The organism is Acinetobacter lwoffii (assembly GCF_024129435.1).
Classification (GTDB): domain Bacteria; phylum Pseudomonadota; class Gammaproteobacteria; order Pseudomonadales; family Moraxellaceae; genus Acinetobacter; species Acinetobacter lwoffii_F.
Genome location: NZ_JAMXXN010000033.1, coordinates 1 through 21,566 on the forward strand (window position 1 = coordinate 1; position 21,566 = coordinate 21,566).

A 21,566-nucleotide genomic window follows, 5' to 3' on the forward strand; every position below is an offset into this window, starting at 1 on the left:
ACGAGGCATAGCGAATAGTAAAATTGGGTTTGGCGATTTGATTTTACTACTTCGCTATTTTTTTAAGCTAAAAGTGTCAACACACCCTAATGAATCTTGTTTTGATTATGCTGCTTTTCTTGTTTTCCGGCTATATTGTTTATCATCTAATTTAACCTACTACAATTAAAACACCCTCACCTAGAGGGTGTTTTAAATAGCAATAAAATGCTTAAGGTGCAGGGTTCGGCTGCTGACGGTGAATATCTTCAATAGCTTTAAGAATTTCTTCCGATAGATCAATTTCAAATGCCTGAATATTTTCTTTCAGCTGATCCAGATTGGTGGCGCCAATAATCGTACTGGTCACAAAGAACTGCTGCTTGATAAAGGCCAAAGCCAGTTGGGTGAGACTTAAACCATGCTGTTCTGCCAGCTGGGCATATTGCTCGGTTGCCCATTCACTTTGCGGATTGCTATAACGGCTAAAGCGGGAGAACAAGGTGACACGCGCATTGGCAGGACGTGCGCCATGACGGAATTTACCGGTCAGATAACCAAATGCCAAAGGTGAATACGCCAACAAGCCTACATTTTCATATTGGGCAATTTCTGACATGCCAATTTCATAAGTACGGTTCAGCAAGTTATATGGGTTTTGTACACTGACGAATTTGGACAAACCTAATTTCTCTGCAAGGTGCAGAAATTTCATCGTGCCCCACGGGGTTTCATTGGAAAGGCCTATATAACGGATACGACCTTTTTTAATTTCATCCTGCAAGGCGGTCAGAGTTTCTTCGAGATCTGTCACGGCACGGTCTTCTGCCGCTTCAGCATTGCCATAACCCAGCTTGCCAAAGAAATTGGTTGGGCGTTGCGGCCAGTGTAACTGATACAGGTCAATATAATCCGTTTGCAGGCGTGACAATGACTGGTCAATGGCTGCCGAAATTTCATTGGCAACAAAACGGGTTTGACCATCCCGGATATGACTACCACCTTGCGATGGTCCAGCAATTTTTGAAGCTAAAAAAAGTTTGTCACGGCCACCGCGGGCAGCGATCCAGTTCCCAATCATACGCTCGGTGACCCCTTGCGTTTCAGGTTTTGGCGGTACCGGATACATTTCCGCAGTATCCCAGAAATACAGTCCCTGATCCAGCGCATAATCCAATTGCTGAAAAGCCTGTTCTTGCGTGTTCTGCTCACCAAAAGTCATGGTGCCCAAACAAATTTCTGGCAAAAGAATGCCGGTATCCGCCAACGGTCTGAATTGCATAAAAACATCCTGTGAATTTTATTTAGTGAATTGAGATCAAGTAGGCTATAGCCTATCGGAATTATAAGGGAGCTTAAATCATCTTTTCTGAGAAGCTTGTTCTAAATTTTTATGGATTAAGTAATGACGCATAAAAAAAAGCAAATCCGAAGATTTGCTTTTTAATATCTGGATTATTCGTCTATGGCACCATCTGCCACTGCTTCAGACGCTTCTTCTAATGAAGCATCAAAGATCAGGATGGCTTTACCATCGGTTTCGATCATGCCCTGCTCTTCCAGGGTTTTTAGTACACGTCCGACCATTTCGCGGGAACAGCCAACAATGCGACCAATTTCCTGACGGGTAATACGAATCTGACGGCCATTCGGCAAAATCATCGCTTCTGGCTGTGAAGACAGGTCGATCAGACAACGTGCAATCCGGCCTGAAACATCAATAAATGCCAGATCAGTGACTTTACGTGTGGTATTTTTCAAACGACGTACTAATTGAGCAAATACCGCATAGCTCAGATCAGGATATTGCTTGCTGATTTCGTGAAAGTTTTCATAGGTAATTTCGGCAATTTCACACACATCACGCGTACGAACTTCCGCAGTACGTTGTGGATTAACCTCGAATAGACCCATTTCCCCAAAGAAGTCACCCGCATTTAAATAAGCCACGACAATTTCACGATCATCATCTTCACGAAGAATGATAGATACAGACCCCTTCAGAATTAAATATAAAGATTTAGATTCTGATCCTGCATCAATGATCGTGGTACGTTTTGGATAACGATTAATATATGCACGTTTTAACAGTGCTTTCACGGATTCTGGTAATTGCCCCGGAGAAAGCGCATCAGTGCTTAATTGTGAAAAGTTTGAAGTCATGCTAACAGTTCCGATTATGGATAATTTATAGATCGCACAAGACCTAATGTGAACTTGTCACACAGTGGGATTGAAATTCCGTATCAACCCAATTTATGTTAGTGTACAGTTACTTGACAAATTTATAGCTTTTTTTAGGTAGTTGCAATGCAAACAAGCGTTCATTGGTTAGAGAATGTTGCTTTTGAAGCAAAAACTCAAAGTGGTCATAGCCTTATCATGGATGGTTCAGCTGAATACGGTGGTGAAAACCGTGGTCCCCGTCCTATGGAACTGCTTTTAACGGGTCTGGGCGGTTGTGCGTCTTTTGATATTGTTACCATTTTAAAGAAGGCTCGTCAGGATATTACCGATGTACGCTGCGAATTAAAGGCTGAACGTGCAGATACAATTCCGGCAGTATTCACGAAAATTCACTTGCATTTTGTAGTGACCGGCAAAGCGATTAAAGAGAAACAGGTCGCAAAAGCCGTAGAACTTTCTGCTGAAAAATATTGCTCTGCCAGCAAAATGCTGTCTGATGGCGGTGTTGAAATCACCCATGATTATGAAATAATCGAAGCAGAATAAAATCTAGATTCTGTAAAAAAAGCGGCTGGAAAAGCTGCTTTTTTTGTATCAGAAAATTGCCTTTTCTCAGAACCGCTGAACTGAATACTGATTGCCATCTTCAAAGCTCAAGATATTTTCTGGAAATCTTAAGGCGCCGAGTCGATGTCTGAACGCGACACCCTGTTGACGATCGAGATAGCGTTTACCCACTGAATAATCCACACAAAATACGTTTTGTTGCTGTCCATACCATTGCAGTGCATCGATCGATTTGAGTAAACCGGTTTTTTCTTCAGTAGATTTAAAGTTCCGCCAATAATGTCCAGTAATGACTGGAATTTGGTCGGTATAGCTGTCCCACCATGGCACGCGGTCGATCATCCGCCACCTTCCACCGGCATAAATCGGTTCTAAGGCGATTTTTTCCGCACCAGAAGTAATGACCCGAATCGGATTGTGCATTTGCTCACGTAGCTCTTTTTCTGCGAGATGTTGCAATAAAGGTAAAGTTGCAGCTGGGTCTTTGAACTGGTGTTGGTATTGTTGCTGTTCATTCTGTATTAATTCATTAATACCTAAGGCTTGCAGATCCAGCGCTGTATGCTGAGCAAAATTAGCATAGGCTTCACCAAGTGAAGTAAAACCAGAATTGCGTAATTGATCAATTGATCCTTGATGCCAACAGGCATGCACAACACGCAGCTGCTCCGACTCCAAGGCCAACGGTAAGCTATTTAAAAAACCCAGAATCCATTGTCGATCTTTGACTGAGGCTTGAATCGAATCAAAAGGTTTCAGATCATCCTGATGCGGTGAACCAAAAAACCAGCCATTGCCTTCCCGCAAAGTATCGGTCAACAGGTTCAATTCATGATTACCCATCACACATTGTGCATAGCCTTCATCTACCAGCTGTTTGACGCGTTTGATCACCGCAATACTGTCTTGCCCCCGGTCACATAGATCACCGACAAAAATTAGTTTGCGCTGTTCTGGATGATGACCATTCCGGTCATAACCTAATACCTGGATCAGTTGTTCCAGCGCGGCAATCTCACCATGAATATCCCCTACGATATCCACGGGACCAGTGAAAGCCTGCTGTATAAATGAGTACTTCATTTATGCATCCTGAATTAAGTCTAAAACAGAATATATCCCTATGAGTATGCTTTAAATTTATGAAGATCTGAATACAGAATGAATCATCATTTAAATAAATCAATGTTCAGTATTGTAAGTTTAAGTGAAATCATGAGCTTAATTTTTATGAAGACACTTATCTTGTTCTTAAAAGTATTGGCAAATACAGGCTATTCTGCTTGGATATTTAAGAGCTTGATCTGATATTTTTTATATTTGATTTGTAGTTCAAGGCGAGCTGAAATATGAATGATATAAAAAATTATTACATCAAAATAAAGCAATAAAAAAGCCCATTCTTAGAATAGGCTTTTAGAATCTTGGTAGGTATATCCAATACCAAAACAAATCATAAGTGATTGTTATTTAAAACTAATATTTTATTTTCAAAATCTAGGATACAAGATAGGATACAAATTTTAGTTGTAACGAAATATTTTTAATTTAGACAATTTAGAAAGCCATAAATAACATAAATAATTGTTTTTATTGTTTTTTAGACACCTAGACATACTTTAAAGTTATCAAAAAAATTATAGATATTAATAAAGCTGTCTAAATGACTAGTTGACTAATTTATTTAAAAATTAATAACTTAAATAAAGATAAAAACTTTCAATGTGTCTAAATTTTTTTTTGCAAGCTAATATCTAAAAAATTACTGATTAGCCATTTAAATCTTTTTTTAAAAAGATGGGATTTAACACAACATATTCCTTGCCATCAAATATGATTGTTCTAACATTATCAATTTCCTCAAGATATTGAATAGCTTGGTCTCTTTTGCCTGTTTTATTCCTAAAATTTCGACAATTCTGACCAATACTAGATTTTAAAATGTACTCTTCATTTTTATCCTGATAGTGTTTTACTAAAAAATTTAGTAATTGATCCGCATCAGTAACATCATTATTTATTTTATTACCTCTAACCCATTGATTTAATGAATACTTTAAAATATTTGATGCATGCTTCAAATCTTCTGCAGTGACCTCTTTTTCCTCTTTAAAAAAAGCAAAAACTGTGGCTAATCTAATTATTAACTCACCTGCTCTACTTGCCTCTGCTTTATGGTCAACATATATGTTATTTGGCTTTAACTTAGCTTCAATTTCATTAAATATCTTAACAAACATAGGTTTAGCTTCATTTGACAATCTTAAAACTTTACGATTATCAATTAATTGACTTTGATCAGTTAAATCCCTTACATCATACCAATCGCCTAATAATTTTTTACATTGGTCATAATAGTTAATAAGCCTTCTATCAAGAGTAATATCTTTATCAATATCCTCTATTTTCAAAAATCTAGTCCCAGCTAATGAAGGAGGTGCAACATAAATAAATCTTGGTAATAAGCCTATACTAGACATCGTCTTATTCGAAAAAACTTCTTGAATGATGATTGGTTGTGCCATTAAATGCATACTTAAACGAATATGATTGGCTACACCACTTCCCTCTGCATTACCTTTTGAACGTTTTCTTTCAACGCAGCCATTATCAAATACTTTGGTCAGTAGAACCATATTTGGTTTCGAATTATCAGAATTAAGCGCATATCCACATAAAAAGTCTGCAGCATCATTTGATGATATTGCAATATTAACGAATTCACCTCTAATGAATCCACCCACAATAGGTTCTAAAGTACTATCAGAAAATATCCTCTTTGGATTTTTTGGTTGTGGTACATTTGCTCTCTCTTTATGAGGAAGTTTTTCCCAATTTGCATATTCTGCTGAGTATCTAGCTATAGCATCTGACTGAATATCATTAATTACTTTAAGTGCAAAATAATCAGCCGTGCTTTTACGATCACCACTATTAGCTTCACTTAAAAAATTTATACTGCAAGGCATAACAACTTTTTGAATGGTAAGCGCATTAACATGCTTTTGAGCAATAAATGTGATAGCGAACAATAAAGAATTTGCCACTATAGCAAATGGTACTTTTACTTCCTCATGAATACATAATGCAGCATCCCTTACAAGATCTGGGAGAGAACTTACAGGATAATTATCTTCTAGAGATTGACAATTAGTCCCTCTGGTTACCATATCAACTTCCTTCCATTTCATTTCGGATAGAACTTTATTGATTGCTAATTTTTTATCTATATTTTTCATTACTTAATCTCGCATTTCTGTTTTTCTAACCAAGCTTCAACTTCTGTAACCTTAAAATAAAGATTACCTTGACGTGACGAGGAATATTTTATTGGCCTCGGAAAAGTTGGATCATCTTTTATTAGTCGATACAATCCATTTCTACTAAGAGTCATAGTCACTCGTAGTTGTTCAAATTTCATAACTTGCATTCTTAACCTCACATAACAACTCATGAAATAAGTTTGGGGCTTAATAGAGTGAATAAAAAAAGGGATTTTTATTTTTAAAAAATAAAAATCCCTTTTGATAAAATTAAATTGTGCTAATTTTCTTTCAATATTTCTTTTAGTCTGCCTTTTGTTAAAAGATTCTCTTTACTCAAATCTTCAAAAAAAATTTCAGAAATAAGTAATATTAAATCAAGATCATAGGGCTTTGAATGCACATCCACATTGTAAATTTCTTTAATAAAAACAGTACGATGACTATAATTATCACGACGTATAGTTGCCTGAGTATGTAAAAAACAGGAAATATCATCTTTTATATCTTGTATAAGATCTAGAATGCTGAAATATTTGAATTTTTTTGAATAGTTATAGGCTTTCTGGTACAAAGTAGCTTCACTATAGCCATCATCAATAGATGATAAATATTTATTATCTTTCAAATATTTAACAAATTTCTGAAGATCTTCGTTACCTCTAGTCTGATGAAGTAACTCCTCATATCTTTTAGTTAAAACTTTGTCATCGACAAAAGCTAACTTGTTACCATCAATCATGAATTTTAAAAACTCAATAAATCTATGATCTTTTATGAAGATCCCATTATTTAAAAAATCGATTGGTGATGATTTAAAAGCATCAATCAAATTTTTAGTCTTTTTAGAGATATCTTTGATTAATTTACTATTGTGAGTTTTATTTTTAAAAGCAAAAGACTCTTGTAAAACTTTATTAGGGTCTGATTTGTACTTTATGCTCAAAGAGTAAATTTGAATGAATAAAAATAGATCTGGTAGTTTTAACTTCTTAATAAATATTTTTTGAAATCTAGAATCATCTAATAGCTTTATCATTAAATCAAGATATTCACGTTTAAGCCACTCTTCACGATTTAAAAATACTTTATCTATCAGTAAAGTTCTTTTTTTTTCGTAGTCTAGCCTTTTATACATATTCAAAAATTTAATATTCTCTGCAATATCATTTGCATTTACTCTGACCATACCATCTCTGAAAGTTCACCTTTTGGTCTAGTAAACCAGAATATATTTTATCATTACAAATAAAACGGCTAAATTTTGCACAATCAAAACTTATTTTTCTTAAATAGTAATTCTTAAATATCTACATACTCATAAAGTACTTTCAATATGATATATTTTTTCAGTTTGATTTATATGATTATTTATTATAATTAACATTAAATATTATAAAAAAATTAACAATTTTTCTATCTCAGCTGGGCATTTCAGATGCCCATACTTCAATAGAATTAGAAGGTAGAAATGGGAACCTATAACGCACATTTCTACTCTTTAACCTACTATTTCTTCATCTTAAGCTAGACTAGCATGGATTATAACACTTAGTGTATTTAATAGTAGAAAAACCTGAATTCCTGACATTTCTTCTATTTAAAACTCTTTCGTTATATTGGTTCTTTATCCTGAATTTCTTGCTTTAAAAATACTTCATCAATTTCAATTAGCAATTTTGTCATTTGTTCAAGAAGGTTGTCAAAAGCTTCAATAAGTTTATCATCCTCAATTCCTAAGCGTGCAATCGTAGTTTCATATTTTGTTCCACGTCTATGGGCTACTCCAGTTGAACGTACTCCTTGTAATCCACCCAAGAAGGTTGCGACATCAAACGTAACCCCCCCCTTATGCAGGAACTCAGCTAAAAGCTTAATTGATCCATTATTTTCTATTGAAACAAGTTTTTTAAGTTTTTCAACATTAATAGAATCTATTGTTATTTTTACTAGAGATAATATTTGAGAGTCGAATTCTGACTGCTCATTTTTAGTCAATGAATGTAGTGTATTAAAACAATGATAATCAGCTTGATTTAGGGATAAAAAAAGTTCCCATCCTTTAGACTTTAGCCACTTTTCTTGAAATTGGTTAAAAATAAACTTAAAAGCAAGATCAGGACTCTCGGCATCTGACCATGTTCCAAGCATACTTCTTTCAAAGTATGTTTTGCTCATATTCCGTCCTTCTGGGGATATATTGAAGCTTTTCCAGTAGATCTGTTCTGAGTGAGGTAAATCTCTACCTAGATCACCTAAAAACACACAAACATGCCCTGAAGAATTATTATCAAAACGTAAATTCCAATAGCCATGTTTGTAAATAGAACTATCTTTTACTTCATATTCATTTGATGAGGAATAATACTTCTGAAGTACTGTCTTATCAAAATAGACAGGAGTTAGGTAATGTGGAGAACCTTTATTTTTTCCAAAGTAGTCCGATAGCATGGAAGGATCACAGGTGTGAATTATTTTATCATGAGAATCTCCATCAATAATAAAAGATTCAAAGTGTTTTTCATTCAATGGGTTGTAGTGTTTTTCTTCTCTAGGTAAGCAATGAAATAATTTTTTCCCTAACACTCTGGTAAATATTTTATAACCATCTACATAGGAACGATCCCAAAATCTAGTGTAAGAAATAAACCTCTCATTTACATGCTCATCTGTAAGACTCTCATCTGTAATTTTATGTCTAGTGTTCTCAAAAAATAAGAGAAGATTCATTTGTCGAGCTGACATGAAAGCTGTTAAAAATGACTTCCGTATTAGAATCTCATTATCTGAATATTTAATGACTTCAATTTCTATTCCATTGTCATTATCAACGATATATTTATTATTAGGCTTATCATTATACAGATTAAAATATAGTACTAATTCTTGCAGTATTTCCCAATAAGGCTTCCTAGTACCATGAAATGTCCTATAAATTACAAGAGGAAGTAAGGCAGTGGTGGTTGGCTCATACCAAATATTATCACCACAAGTGACAATTGATGGTCCCCCATCTTCCCTACTTAAATCCCATCCATACTTTTTCATTGCGTCACTAGTGTCTTCAGGTGGAATGAGGCAAGAAAAAAGTGAACCATCCTCAGATTTATCTTCTTTATTTAGATTTTTATAGAGTGGAACCCAAATGGATTCTCCTAATTTATTCTTTACGAAGTCTATAAAATCATCCATATCGACAAGCATGTTTAATCCTTATTCATTTTTAACATTGAGATTTTTATATGATATTAATCAAATTTTAACTCTTTATTATTAAAAGCTCTTATAACTTTTAGTAACAACTTTCTAGATAAATATGAATACACAAGTAAGCATTGATTTCGCGACCAGTACTAATAATTATCACTGATAAAACATTAGTAGTTGAATTAGCAAGCATTTAGTCTTCAAGCTGATCTAAATATTGCTGTATTTCACTCCAGTCTGGTTTGCATGCTAGCTGCCGTGGTAATTCTGAATTAAAGTTTATATAAATCTCTCTGCGTAAACAGTATTCATCATAAATTTCAGCATATTTCTCATAGCGTGGAGCAAAATAGAGTTTCAGAGTAGGCAAACTTAAATCATCCCATCTTTGTTTGCCACGACTATATAAAAACAATTTCCCTAATGTATATAGTCGTCCAACCTGTTGTCGCATTCCTCTAAAAACAGCATAGGTTTGAAAATAGGACTGCCATTTAACAAGATCTTCAATTGGTTTAGCCTTGTTAGGTTGTGAAACATAGCGATTTATAATATTAACTAAGTCTGTTTTCTTTTTCGCTATAACTTCTTTTTTCCATCTCCAAGTCCAACTAAAGGGTTTACTTGGCGTTTTATAAAATTTATCGGAGTTGGATTTATATTTTTTGTGAGTCATTCGCACAAGTTCCGCTGAACAGCCTGCAAAATCTAATTCTAAATAAGGTTTAGACATGACAAACTTCAAAACTTCATCATCTTTAAAGTAGTCATGGACTAAGTCAGTTTCAGCAATAACAAGCTCTCTAGAAAAAGACAACTCTTCTATTTCAAAGATTTTATCTTTGCCGAATTGCTTTTGCTGTTCAGTAGAATGAATTGGCTGTTTACTGTGTTTATGGCTGTTAGGCGTGGTGATTAATAAAATAAAAAGCCATCTATTTTCATACATCACATCTTGAACAATCAGATCTGCAATCGGCTTTCCTGTTTTCAGTCGATAATTCCTTTGCCGACTCGTTAAATTTAGGTCATATCTGTCCGTTAGTTTCTCGATGAGTTTCTTAATGTTGGTTGTTGAGCCAATACCATTATCAATACTAAATGATGAGTAAAAGTATGCTCCACGAGTCACTTTATCCTGAATTTTTTGTGCTGTGTATTTGGTATGAGGGCTGTAATCAATCATTTTTTGTCATCCAACAATACAGTTTAACTGTAAATCAACAATCCACTTTTTCCCTGTGGAATCCCATCTAAGCATTTGTGTCAATCAACAATAGAAATTGTCTCAATTAAGGTGTTTTTACTTTTGAGCTTTGCTCAAAAACCGCTATGGCAAAGCCATAGCTTTATGAATGATCACCTCACTTTGTAAGGTGGCAATTAAGTAGTTCCTAATGACGACACAAACTTCATTAGTTAAATTTATATTATTTTAAATTTATTATCAATAATATTGATATTTAAAATCAGATGTACTAATATGAAATTATCAATCGAATAGTGGACTGACCATCCATCCTTAATTTTCTTCTTTGAAGTTTTGGATGGGTTAAAGACCACCATTCAAAACTTTGATACATATTGCCGTGAGTACCTGAACTAACCATTCTTGTACTGCCGATGTAGCGGACTGCTGGGGAAACCTCGCTCGGTACGTTGCAACGGGGGCTGGAGAGCTGCAATGCTCTTCTTCTATCCGTTCTGTCAACTTGGATTTAAGAGTTCCTATATGCATTGCATATAAAGTTGTTGGGCGACAAGGACACGGGAGCCTATAAGGAATTTATTCCGAAATGGTCATTTGGTTAGGAATAGCCAGATTAGATTTAAAACTTTGGTTTTGAATTAACACCCTGTTCAAGGTGATACAGTCAGGAGCAGCATAGGATGTGCGATAGTCTCCGTTAATAGCTGAGTGTGTATGCTTGATCGAGGCAAGTGAACAACTTGCGAAAAGTATGCTCATTTCCAATCACGATGGCTGCTGAGAGTACCGTGAGGTACTAGGACTTCGAGCCTAACGGTGGAGAAGTTGGCACCATTTGGCGCAAGCTGAATGGGTCGCTGGATAGCTTAAACGTGTAACGGCATTAATCGATAGATGCTGATTGGAGTGCAAGAGTTTTACCCTTTATAAAGTTGTGTATACATCATATCCCGATAAAACTAAGGAACTACGGTTGGGGGAAACAGGAAGTATGTATGCAAGCGAGAGGATAAACGGTCTGCACATTAAGACACTTTGAAATAACTTGGGAAGCACTGTATGAAGGACTTAAATTGGTTAAAGGTCTGTTAATTTATACAGTGTGGGAGCGATGGCAAGTAGCGCATATAAAGCAAGTTTTTACTTGTGGAAATTGTGGTACAGATCTTCATACTAAGATTTGTACTAAGTGAGATAGCTAGCTTAAAGCGAATCCTAAAACAGTCTGATTGATCAGATTGCTCACTGCGAAAGCTTGAGTCGGCACATATGAAAATATGTTCGGCAATATGTTAGAAGAAGGTTAAGGGGATACTTGGTCGTATTCCTGTGTTTGAGCTTGGTCGCTCAAACTAGACCATGATTGATAAAACATAAGTACTCTGAAGTTTGGTCATTGAAGAAATGCTGCTTATGCGGAGTTGCTAGGTGCTTTTTAATCTAGCTAATGTTCACACGGACATGAAAAATATAAGTGTCTTGCTTTTCCATCTTAGGCAAGAAAAAACTAAATCCTAGATTTAGTAATTTGAAGTGGAATATGGCTTAAATCAGCATGAAAAAAATTGAACAGCCAATAAAGGCGTTAACATTGAACAGCATAGTTCTAAAAACATTTAAGGCTACATTCATTTAGAATGTAGCCTTTCTTTTTTACCACTCAAAACGTTCATTTCTTAATTTATTTTCTTGATCATCTTTTTCTGACTGGACTTCTATGCGTTTTAACCATTCTTCTTCTTTTGATTCTATCAATGGCAAGAGAGATGAATGCGATTTCTTGAGCTTATCTTTTAAGGCGGTAATAGATGGTAATCTTCGTTTCATTTCCTCTGACCAACTACCAGAAGCTGAACGTAACGTGAAAATATTTTTTTCAATAATCTGATCTAAGGCAAATTTAACAGAATGGCTTAAGTCGAGTAAGTAAAAAATTAAATCTAACCAAATAATTTGACCGTTATCTTGAATCAAAAATAAGTTCGACTTTTCTATCCAAAATTCTAATCTAACTTGATCATGCCCGATCCATTTCAAAACACTTTGCTGTTCAGCATAAACGAGAATTTTTCTTAAATCATTACACCAAAATTTATCTAAAAATTCTTGATCGTCTAAAAATAGAAGAAGGAAAAGATCTGTACTTTTTTCAACACAAACTTTTAACAATTTAAAGTTTTTTGAGTGTCGATTTAAAGAAATATATTTCTCATCATCAAATAAGCTTTTTACTGCTTCAAGAACTTTAATTCTGTGAGAATCCTCTAAAGTTAATAAATACTCTAAAGCATCTTCACTATGATCGTACAAGTTATCATTTTTAAGTATTGTTCTAAGTTCACTTAAAAGAATGCCTAAATATTTAATGGGTAATTTCTTCTGGAAGAAACATTCTTCTAAAAGCTCGTATCTAATTTGATCAGTAGCTCCTACAAAAATCAATGCATCGAGTAAGATTTCAAATTGACTATTACTAATTTTATTATGATATTTATGTGCTGACAATCTTGGAAAATTCAGAACATCAATTTTTTTATCAATGATTAACTGACTAAAATATTGAAAATCATCATCATTTTGACATGCTTGAATCAGCAATAAGCAAATAGTATTTTTAAAACTATCATTCTGCCTCATAAATTCGATAAAGACATAAAAATCATCTAATGAATTATTCTTAAAACCGACTAACAGACCTAATAAAAACTCAGAAGAACGCATTGATTTATCAAGATTAATATTTCTTAAAGCATTAAGACATTGATTTATATTGACAAATGTTTTTGAACTAGCTTCTCCTAACTTTATTAGATAATTGCTTTGTATCCATCCAGTATTCGCTTTAATTAGTAGATCAAGATTTTCTATGAGTTTGTCTACATTCATTAACTCATTACTAATATGATGTATTAGATCTTCATAGTTATCAAAAACTGGAATTTTTATTGCATATTTATCATCATTTTTTTTAGTCATTTTATATAAATCATGATCAGATACTAAAATATATGATTTTATTAATTCAGCTAAATTATCCTTTTTAGGTCTCAAAGACTCTTCTAGATCTACTAAATCAGATAATAATTCTGGAGCATGAACCTTCAATTCCTCTTCATTGAATGTAAGGATATTTAAAATTTGAGTATGTGCTTTTGAAAAGTAACATCTTTCACTAAACTTTTCTAAATATGCTTTTACGAAATCAACTTTTCCGCATGTCCATATAATTTCTTTAAGATTATTTACAAAAATTTCTCGGGCTCGCACAACACCTTGCTGATCCAACTTATTTAATATTTCGAGTAAAAACTCAGTCCATGACCAAAGTTCATCATAAGTTTTTGGTTGATATCCATAATCAGATAATTTTCCACTTTCATTAGTTCCACGAATAAGATAGCCATACTCATGGAAGTTTAAGGCTGTTGATAGACAAGATAATAAAATTGGTAAATTTTCTTCATTAGCATGCAATGTAGTAAGAACTTCTTTTTTTTGTTCTAAATTGGCTAAAGTCTCAGATGTACGTAGTCTAAATAAAGATGTCAATAAATCCATAATAGAATTATTTCTTTCATTCTCTTTTTCATCCCTAGCAAAATAAACAAGCAAATGAAATGCTTTTTCAAAATTATGATCTTGGTAGGCTAATGCTCGAATTAAATTAGAAATCTCTATAAAAGATGTGTTTTCACGTGTTAAAAAATTTGGATCTAAGTGATGCTTTTTTTCAAATAAGTTAAGAAGTTGGTCTTCATTTATTTGCGATAGTAGTCTTATTTTTACTAAGTCTTGAGCATCATAATTGCCTGTTAGAATTTTTTCGCCAAGGAAGCCTTCATTAGAGAACCATAAAGTGACTAAATCCTTAATTTTTGGAAGATCATGAAAATAACTCAGACGCTTAATAAAAGATCGCTGTAAACGTTCAGGCATTGTCTTAGTTAGTTTATCTAGTTGATTAACTAACCTTGTAGAAATTAACTCTTTAGCTAAATGATTTGCCAGTGCATGAGGTAGAATTGCTCGCCATACGCCACGTTGTTGAACTATATCTTTACTTTTCAGCATCTCAATTGCTTCGATTGCAGTATCAGAGTCTACCTTTGCAAAGTTAGATAAAAAATCCAATTCAGAATTTTCTTCACCGCTATCTTCTATATTAAAGGAATAGACTAGAGCAAAATTTTTCGCAATTTTAAATAGCTCCTCATTTTGTCGACCTTTTTGCCAAAATAGTCGTTCAAATAATTCACTATCAGTAAGTAATGCTAGGTTATCAGTTTTCTCAATATTTGAAGCTATAGCTAAGGCTAATCGATAATTCCCACCTGAGAAATCTGCAATTTTACGTCGGTTTATATCATTAACATCAGGATAATGTCGTTCAATTACTTTTTGAATAATATCTATACTGTTTGGTTGAAGCTTATAGACATCAGTCCTTTCAGGTAGATCATCTTTTACATCATATTCAATTGTTAAAAGTGAAATTTCAGTACTCTGAATTTTTTTGGTTAAATTCGCATGAGTATCTTGTCCACAATTATCTACAATTAGAATAAAGGGCTTATTTTTTAATTTTAATTCTTCAATAAAATGTTCAGGGAGTGGATTTGGTGAATCCCCAATATCACAGTACCAAACATTTTTAACATCTAAATTATTTTCACCAATGCGATCATCGAATAGTGCTTGTGCGAAACGTGTTTTCCCTACACCAGATAAACCTACTAATCTTACAGAAGTACTAGCAGTCGAAAGTTTATCTCGAATCGCATTAATACCATCCACCACATTAAGTTCACTATTATTCCTGTTTTGTGGAGTAACGACTTTTATATCATTATCAACAAAATATGGTTCTTCTATACTTGCTTTTGTATTTGACCAATCACCAAAACGTTGCCAACCTTGGGATTGCTCTTCTGTGAAAAAGTATCTCGCTAAATCATCATGTTCGAGTGTCACAAACTCTGATTCAAAAAATGATGCTTCTCTCCATTCGATTACAATTTTTAATTCTTGAGCTTTTTTCTCTATATCTACTAAAGCCTGTGGAGAGTCCATTTTCTTTTCTTTCTTATTATATGCTTGTCCCCATAATTGATTGGTATAAATAAGAATTTTTGTAAGTGATGGGTAATCCCTATTTGCTTTTACAAGCATTTGTAAAAAATCATCTTTATGATCAACAAGAGACGTTGAATAAAATTTAGCTTGGAATCCAATTACCTCATTCTTGTATTTGATTGGATTTTTTTCAATTCCTGATTGATTTTTAAATCCAAACCACCCTTTTGGAAGTTGAAATTCACGACAAAAAAGTAAGTAAGTAAACCACTCAAATACCATTTCCTTGTTATTAGAAAACTTTGTTGCGAATAAATCCCAATTAGGATGGATCATTGGTTAACCCTTTATTTAAAATAAATTTTTATTATTTCCTATATTCTATTTTAAATCCTAAATAGTCAAATTCTCTGAACATACTTTATTAGTAATTTTATCAATTTCATCAGCCCACCATTGCATCATTTCAATACGTTCTTCATAGTGTGCTTCCTTGTCATAAATCCCCTTTACCCCCTTTTTTAAATGTGAAAGAGCTGACTCCACCACCTGTGGTACTCCGCTAAATTTTTTATTAAATTGAGAACTCGCTATATGTCTAAAACCATGAGGATCTTGCTTTCCATCATACCCTAATCTTTTTAAAGCCGTATTGAATGTATTATCGGAAATAGGTTTAGAAAATGAATTTCTTCCTGGAAATAATAGGTTAGATAAACCTGAATTTTCTTTAAGCTCTTGCAATAAACAGATGCTCTGTTTTGATAAAGGAATTGCATGTGGAATATTATTTTTCATTATGGACGCAGGCCTAATCCACACAGCCTCATCAAAATCAAACTGATCCCAAGTAGCAAGCCTCAATTCAGATGGTCTTGGAAACATTAGTATCATTAACTCTAAACCAATTACTATTTCTCTGACTGGGTATTGTCTAATTTTCATAATTAATTCAGGAAATTCATCATAAGAAACAAAATTCATGTTCCCTTTTTTATACGGATCTAAATACTCATTTATTCCTTCCAACGGATTGGAGGTTACTTTGTTCTGAAATTTAGCCAAATCGTATGCACCTCGGCAATATGAAGTTAACTTTTCAATTTGGTTGTAAATTTCGAATTTCTGCTGAAGAGCCTTAAAAAAATCAAGCCAATCTTTAGGAGTAATCTCATTAAAATTTCTTTCACCAAAAATGGGAATGATATGCTTTTCTATAGATCTCACCGCCTTTTTAAAAGTTACTTCATTCCATCTTTTTTTTCTGGTTTCGATCCAATCCTGCATTAGATACTTAAATTTCAACTCCTCAATTTCTATTTTTTCTTTAAGAACTCTTTTTTTTGTTTTAACTTCTTCGCCATTGGATTTTCTTAAAATAATTTCCATAGCTTTTTCCCTTGCCCTAACAGCAGATATTTCTGGATAAGATCCAAGCCCAAGCCAAGTCCATTTATTTTCGTTATTTTTGTATCTTAGTTGCCATGATTTTTTTCCACTTGTTTGAACACGGAAATATAAATTATTACTATCTTTTTCCCTATATTCTTTTTCTTCTGGCTCTAAAGCTTCTAGAACAGTATCTGCTAGAGGTCGTCTTTTAATATTACATCTTTTCATTTCTGTACCTTGTATCCCAATATTTAAAATATTATTGGGATACATCAACGGATACAAGATGCCTAATTATATGGGTGGTTATGAGTAGTTATGAGAGCGCATGAAATTAACGTAACTTATTGTAATGCATAAAAAAACCACTCATGAGTGTATATGAAATATCATGAGTGGTTAATATTTTGGTAGGTATATCCAGACTCGAACTGGAGACCTCTACGATGTCAACGTAGCGCTCTAACCAACTGAGCTATACACCTAGAATGCTTGGCATATTATAAATTTTTCCGACCGAAAACAAGCCTTTTCATTTAGTTTTTAAAACGTCCGCGCAAGTTTTAAGCAAATCCTTGAATTTTTTCACTTCTTGCTCAGTTATTGAGGTTCCCGAATAAAGATTTTTTTCAAAGATTTGGATAGCTTGAATAAATGCTGTCTGGTTTTCAACCTGAGTCTGTTGGGATAAACGCTGCATCCAGTGATGAAAAGTTTCAGCGGGCTGTTTTTTGAGATCGTCAGCTAAAGATTGATTCAGTTGTTGAATCGCACGATCAAATGGAGGTTGCGCCTGTCGGGCTTTTAGATAAATTCTGAAGATATAGGCCAAAATCAATAGTGCAATACTGCCCAGTAAAATTATGACACTCGAATAAACTGAACCGAGTCCTAATTTTGATAACCAGCTCTGTTGTGATTCTGCATTATAACCCACCACCTTACTTTGCCATTGGTAGCTAGCATAATCGCTCCAAACACGTAATTTGGTGATCCATAGATTATGCTGCGAGTTCCAGGTTGACTGATTTGCCGATACCCATGCATCCTGAGAAAGCAGGTTTTGCATGCCATCATCTATACGCTGTGGAGCGATCATTGCGGTTGGATCAAAGCGTTGCCATTTCTGATCAATCCAGACTTCTGTCCAGGCATGCGCATCAAGCTGCCGGACTTCCCAGCTCATGCGATCTGGTGCCAACTCCCCCCCCTGATAGCCGGTGACGACCCGTGCAGGAATCTCGACATAACGCATCAGCATCACAAAACTCGAGGCATAGTGTTCACAAAATCCCTGACGGGAATTAAACAGGAATTCATCAATCCGGTTTTGCCCCAATTGGCCCGGCTTCAGGGTATAAACAAAGTTATTCTGTCGATACCAATTCAAGACTTTCTGTACATAACTCCGAGGATCTTCCGCACTTTGCGCATATAGACGTTGTGCTAATTGTTGCGCTCGCGGGTCAAGCCGGCGCTGCACTTGGGTATTCGTTCGCTCGATATATTGCGTTGGCAAAGTCTGAGGGTCATATTCTGTCCCGATCCATTGTAACGAAATCGGTTCAACACGTTGCGTGAGCCGTCTTGGCACAATGCTCCAATCCTGACGGTTATAATAACGGCGTTCCGCAGGTATCGATTTTTCCAACCCCATGATCCAGAACACCGAAGGATCCGCAGCCAGATATTGGTAGTTCCAGCCTGTAGGTACGGGTGAAGTATCCATCGGTTGTCGCATTAAAGGCTGCTGATTGACGAAACTGCTGGTCCAGCGTTGCCCATCATATTCATCTAGCACTAAAGCTCGCCAATAGAGTTCTGAGCGCGGCGGAAGCTTGCCGACATCACCAATAATCCGGAAAGCCAGTGAACTAGATTGGGATAATTCGGCAATATCCCCAGGTGACATACTGTCACTCATGCCGGTCATACCCTTATTTTCAGGAATGGGAATATGCCAAAGTGGCGGCAAGCGCGGAAAGAAAATAAATAGTAAAATGAAAAATGGAACGGCGTACAAGATAAACTTGCCTACATGTTTTGCATCCTGTTGCAATGCTGCGCGCTGAGTGATCTGCTCCTGCTCAAACTCGCTGGTCTGAATCCGGTACAAACCAATCAGACAGCTGATTAAACACAGCACAATCACGATCGCCATCCCAAAAGATTGGCTATATAGGAATGAGCTGGCAGCAACAAACAGGGCAAAATTAAACAGAATAATCAGGTCACGTTTATTTTTACTTTCCAGTGATTTGGCAAATAAAAAAGTAGATAAAACTGCTACCCCAGCCTCAACACCGATAAAACTATGATGGCTCAAATAAATACTGCCTAGTGCCAAAGCCGTCAGCAGGAAAGTGCCCGTTTTTGGAAATGGCTGCTGACGTTTCAGGAAAAGCCAGATACACAGAATACTGATGGTAAAAATTATACTGAGTAGTACAGGAATAAATGCCATCTGGGCGATGAGAATCAGGCCCAAAGTCAGCACAATCGAGGTCCGGATTTTTGCATTGATCATGAATTTACCCGCCTCAGGCCTGCGCCAACAATTGTTTGGCTTTCCGCAGTTGTTCTTCACCTGCGCCCTGAGGCAATTCGGCCTGTGGCAAATGCAGACTGTACGCACATTGCTGCTGCTCGCATTGCTCGACCAGACCCATCACAAATTCAAGTTTTTCTTCATGTGACTGGCTCGGCATATGTGCATAATGAATCTCGATACTGTGTTCATCCTGATATTGCTCAAAAACTTTGACATACAGGCCTTGCCCACGGGCAAACTGCTTCCAGGACACCGCCTGCAAGGAATCGCCTGACTGGTAATTGCGCAATTCACGAAACTCATCCATATCCAGTTCAAAACGGTTGAGATGATATTTATTTTCTGTGCTAAAAACTTCAGCTTTAGGCGCGACCCAGGCCGAATGCTGATGATAAAGATAGGTCCAAGCCCGCACCAGACCAAAGGGATAAACCGAATAAATCTGAATCGCCGGGTAATCAAACTTGCCACGTTGCTCTGCATAAAATGGCAGAATAAATTGCTGTTTTTGCGCATTCAGATAAACTTTCGCTAGCTGATTCCCTGCTTTGATATACAAATAGCGGGGGCGAAGTTGCTGTTGTTGAAAATAAAGATGTAGATTCAGGCTATGACCGACCTGCCCCACCTCATCTGCGATCAATTCAATTTGCAGGTCATGCAACTGTTTAAACGTCAGATAAAAACTGACACACAGCACCGCGCTGATTAAAAAGCAGAAACCTAAAATCAGGTTATTGGCATAGTTCACTCCCGCCACAAAGGTGATGAAGATCAACACCAGATACAGATAGCCCTGCTGATAAATAAATACCAAGACATCTTTCTGCGAGAGCTGTTTCTGCTTGGAAAATTGAAAGCGTTTGGCCAGCCATTTTTGCCAGGTCTTATCCAAGAGAGGACTCCTTTAGCTGACCGCAACCTGTTGCATGACATTAGAGGTTTCAGCTTCACTCAAACCCAGACGATGGGAGGTCACCGCGACAAATACAGCCTGCACATCATCCGGCGTGACAAAAGCGCGTTGCTGAATCAGGGCATGCGCCTGTGCGGCACGCTTCAAGGCCAGTAAACCACGAGTAGAAAGTCCATGACGGCTTTTACGAGTTTCTTCTGCCAGATCGAGCAGATATTCCTGAATCGCTTCACTGATAAATATCTGATGCGTCAGACTTTGCAGATCCAGAATTTCATCTTCGGTAAAAATATGCGCCAGACTTGCAATCAGGGCAAAACGGGATTCCTGCTGTAATAACAGTTTTTCTGCATGGCGCGATGGATAACCTAAAGACAAACGCATCAGGAAACGGTCTAGCTGGGATTCCGGCAAAGCGTAAGTACCACTTTGGAACAGCGGGTTTTGTGTGGCAATCACCCAGAACGGTTTCGGCAAGGCATAGCGTACGCCATCAATGGTGGCATAGCCTTCTTCCATGGCTTCGAGTAAGGCACTTTGGGTTTTAGGACTACAACGGTTAATTTCATCTGCCAGTAAAATCTGGGTAAAAATCGGGCCTTGTTTAAACTCGAACTGATGTTCTTTCTGGTTAAACATGTTAATGCCGATGACATCACTGGCCAGCATGTCATTGGTAAATTGAATCCGCTGGAACTTCAACCCTGCTAGATGTGCCAGACTGCTGGCTAATGTGGTTTTACCCAACCCGGGTAAATCCTCAAATAAGACATGTCCACCTGCAATCAGACAGCAAAGTGCCAGTTTGGTCTGGGCCTGTTTGTCCAAAACAATGGCATTAACTTCTTCAAAAAAACGCTGGATCTTGGGTGCATAACTTGCAATCTTTTGTTCAAGCTCTGTATTGATGTGTGCAATATCGTTATTTTCCTTTTGTTTCATGCCCCAGATCACAATAAATTCCTTAATAAAACATGGCCTAAGATTAACATACACTGAAATTTAAATTTTCCCAAAAGATCAATCATCTGTCTGTGTAACAGGATAAAAATATTCGCTTGAAAATGACGAGGATTTAAATAAAAGATGAATCAAAATGATCAGGTTGAAAAGAAGTAAAAAGCGCAGACAACTAGGGCGTGTCCTCATTTGGCTTTACACCAAATAAATATGCAAGCAATGTAAATCATAGACTGGTAATTTCGTGCAAGCTTATCAAAT

Annotated in this window: 13 protein-coding genes and 1 tRNA gene; 1 reads left to right on the forward strand and 13 read right to left on the reverse strand. The window is 35.8% G+C overall.

All coding sequences use genetic code 11. From position 1 onward, the window contains the following. Nucleotides 1–211: 211 nt before the first annotated feature. Both NI455_RS13975 and crp read right to left on the reverse strand, forming a co-directional pair. Nucleotides 212–1,261, reverse strand: coding sequence for an NADP(H)-dependent aldo-keto reductase (locus NI455_RS13975; RefSeq protein WP_253114713.1), 1,050 nt, complete (start codon nucleotides 1,259–1,261; stop codon nucleotides 212–214). Nucleotides 1,262–1,434: 173 nt separating this feature from the next. After that, nucleotides 1,435–2,142: a cAMP-activated global transcriptional regulator CRP gene (gene crp / locus NI455_RS13980; protein ID WP_004280141.1), complete on the reverse strand. Its 708-nt coding sequence runs from the start codon at nucleotides 2,140–2,142 to the stop codon at nucleotides 1,435–1,437. Nucleotides 2,143–2,289: 147 nt separating this feature from the next. On the opposite strand from crp, the gene NI455_RS13985 reads away from it, so the two are divergent. Next, nucleotides 2,290–2,712, forward strand: a complete 423-nt coding sequence (locus tag NI455_RS13985; RefSeq protein WP_004280142.1) for an OsmC family protein — start codon at nucleotides 2,290–2,292, stop codon at nucleotides 2,710–2,712. 66 nt (nucleotides 2,713–2,778) lie between these two features. Here NI455_RS13985 and NI455_RS13990 read toward each other — a convergent pair whose 3' ends face one another. The 11 genes from NI455_RS13990 to NI455_RS14040 form a co-directional block, all read right to left on the reverse strand. After that, complete coding sequence (locus tag NI455_RS13990; RefSeq protein WP_253114715.1) at nucleotides 2,779–3,816, reverse strand: metallophosphoesterase; 1,038 nt, start codon at nucleotides 3,814–3,816, stop codon at nucleotides 2,779–2,781. Between the two features lie 686 nt (nucleotides 3,817–4,502). Further along, nucleotides 4,503–5,972 (reverse strand): DUF3987 domain-containing protein, encoded by a 1,470-nt coding sequence (locus NI455_RS13995; RefSeq protein ID WP_253114719.1) that lies wholly within the window; start codon nucleotides 5,970–5,972, stop codon nucleotides 4,503–4,505. A 304-nt stretch (nucleotides 5,973–6,276) separates the two neighbouring features. Beyond that, nucleotides 6,277–7,185, reverse strand: coding sequence for a hypothetical protein (locus NI455_RS14000; RefSeq protein ID WP_253114722.1), 909 nt, complete (start codon nucleotides 7,183–7,185; stop codon nucleotides 6,277–6,279). A 425-nt stretch (nucleotides 7,186–7,610) separates the two neighbouring features. After that, complete coding sequence (locus tag NI455_RS14005; RefSeq protein ID WP_253114723.1) at nucleotides 7,611–9,200, reverse strand: hypothetical protein; 1,590 nt, start codon at nucleotides 9,198–9,200, stop codon at nucleotides 7,611–7,613. Nucleotides 9,201–9,396: 196 nt separating this feature from the next. Then, entirely contained in the window at nucleotides 9,397–10,389 is a 993-nt protein-coding gene (locus tag NI455_RS14010) for a hypothetical protein (RefSeq protein ID WP_253114724.1), read from the reverse strand. Nucleotides 10,390–12,066: 1,677 nt separating this feature from the next. Then, entirely contained in the window at nucleotides 12,067–15,822 is a 3,756-nt protein-coding gene (locus tag NI455_RS14015) for a hypothetical protein (RefSeq protein WP_253114725.1), read from the reverse strand. Nucleotides 15,823–15,879: 57 nt separating this feature from the next. Further along, a complete protein-coding gene (locus NI455_RS14020) occupies nucleotides 15,880–17,106 on the reverse strand; it encodes a tyrosine-type recombinase/integrase (RefSeq protein WP_253114728.1) in 1,227 nt (408 codons plus the stop codon). A 180-nt stretch (nucleotides 17,107–17,286) separates the two neighbouring features. Beyond that, nucleotides 17,287–17,363, reverse strand: a tRNA-Val gene (locus NI455_RS14025). A gap of 47 nt (nucleotides 17,364–17,410) precedes the next feature. Then, complete coding sequence (locus NI455_RS14030; protein WP_253114726.1) at nucleotides 17,411–19,405, reverse strand: transglutaminase TgpA family protein; 1,995 nt, start codon at nucleotides 19,403–19,405, stop codon at nucleotides 17,411–17,413. A gap of 13 nt (nucleotides 19,406–19,418) precedes the next feature. Then, nucleotides 19,419–20,324, reverse strand: coding sequence for a DUF58 domain-containing protein (locus NI455_RS14035; protein WP_219309693.1), 906 nt, complete (start codon nucleotides 20,322–20,324; stop codon nucleotides 19,419–19,421). Nucleotides 20,325–20,336: 12 nt separating this feature from the next. Beyond that, nucleotides 20,337–21,299, reverse strand: coding sequence for an AAA family ATPase (locus NI455_RS14040; RefSeq protein WP_435574936.1), 963 nt, complete (start codon nucleotides 21,297–21,299; stop codon nucleotides 20,337–20,339). Nucleotides 21,300–21,566: the final 267 nt, after the last annotated feature.

What these genes read in the sequence shown, in the direction of transcription:
- NI455_RS13975 (WP_253114713.1), bottom strand. Translation starts at nt 1,261, where the DNA reads ATGCAATTCAGACCGTTGGCGGATACCGGCATTCTTTTGCCAGAAATT.
- crp (WP_004280141.1), bottom strand. Translation starts at nt 2,142, where the DNA reads ATGACTTCAAACTTTTCACAATTAAGCACTGATGCGCTTTCTCCGGGG.
- NI455_RS13985 (WP_004280142.1), top strand. Translation starts at nt 2,290, where the DNA reads ATGCAAACAAGCGTTCATTGGTTAGAGAATGTTGCTTTTGAAGCAAAA.
- NI455_RS13990 (WP_253114715.1), bottom strand. Translation starts at nt 3,816, where the DNA reads ATGAAGTACTCATTTATACAGCAGGCTTTCACTGGTCCCGTGGATATC.
- NI455_RS13995 (WP_253114719.1), bottom strand. Translation starts at nt 5,972, where the DNA reads ATGAAAAATATAGATAAAAAATTAGCAATCAATAAAGTTCTATCCGAA.
- NI455_RS14000 (WP_253114722.1), bottom strand. Translation starts at nt 7,185, where the DNA reads ATGGTCAGAGTAAATGCAAATGATATTGCAGAGAATATTAAATTTTTG.
- NI455_RS14005 (WP_253114723.1), bottom strand. Translation starts at nt 9,200, where the DNA reads ATGCTTGTCGATATGGATGATTTTATAGACTTCGTAAAGAATAAATTA.
- NI455_RS14010 (WP_253114724.1), bottom strand. Translation starts at nt 10,389, where the DNA reads ATGATTGATTACAGCCCTCATACCAAATACACAGCACAAAAAATTCAG.
- NI455_RS14015 (WP_253114725.1), bottom strand. Translation starts at nt 15,822, where the DNA reads ATGATCCATCCTAATTGGGATTTATTCGCAACAAAGTTTTCTAATAAC.
- NI455_RS14020 (WP_253114728.1), bottom strand. Translation starts at nt 17,106, where the DNA reads ATGAAAAGATGTAATATTAAAAGACGACCTCTAGCAGATACTGTTCTA.
- NI455_RS14030 (WP_253114726.1), bottom strand. Translation starts at nt 19,405, where the DNA reads ATGATCAATGCAAAAATCCGGACCTCGATTGTGCTGACTTTGGGCCTG.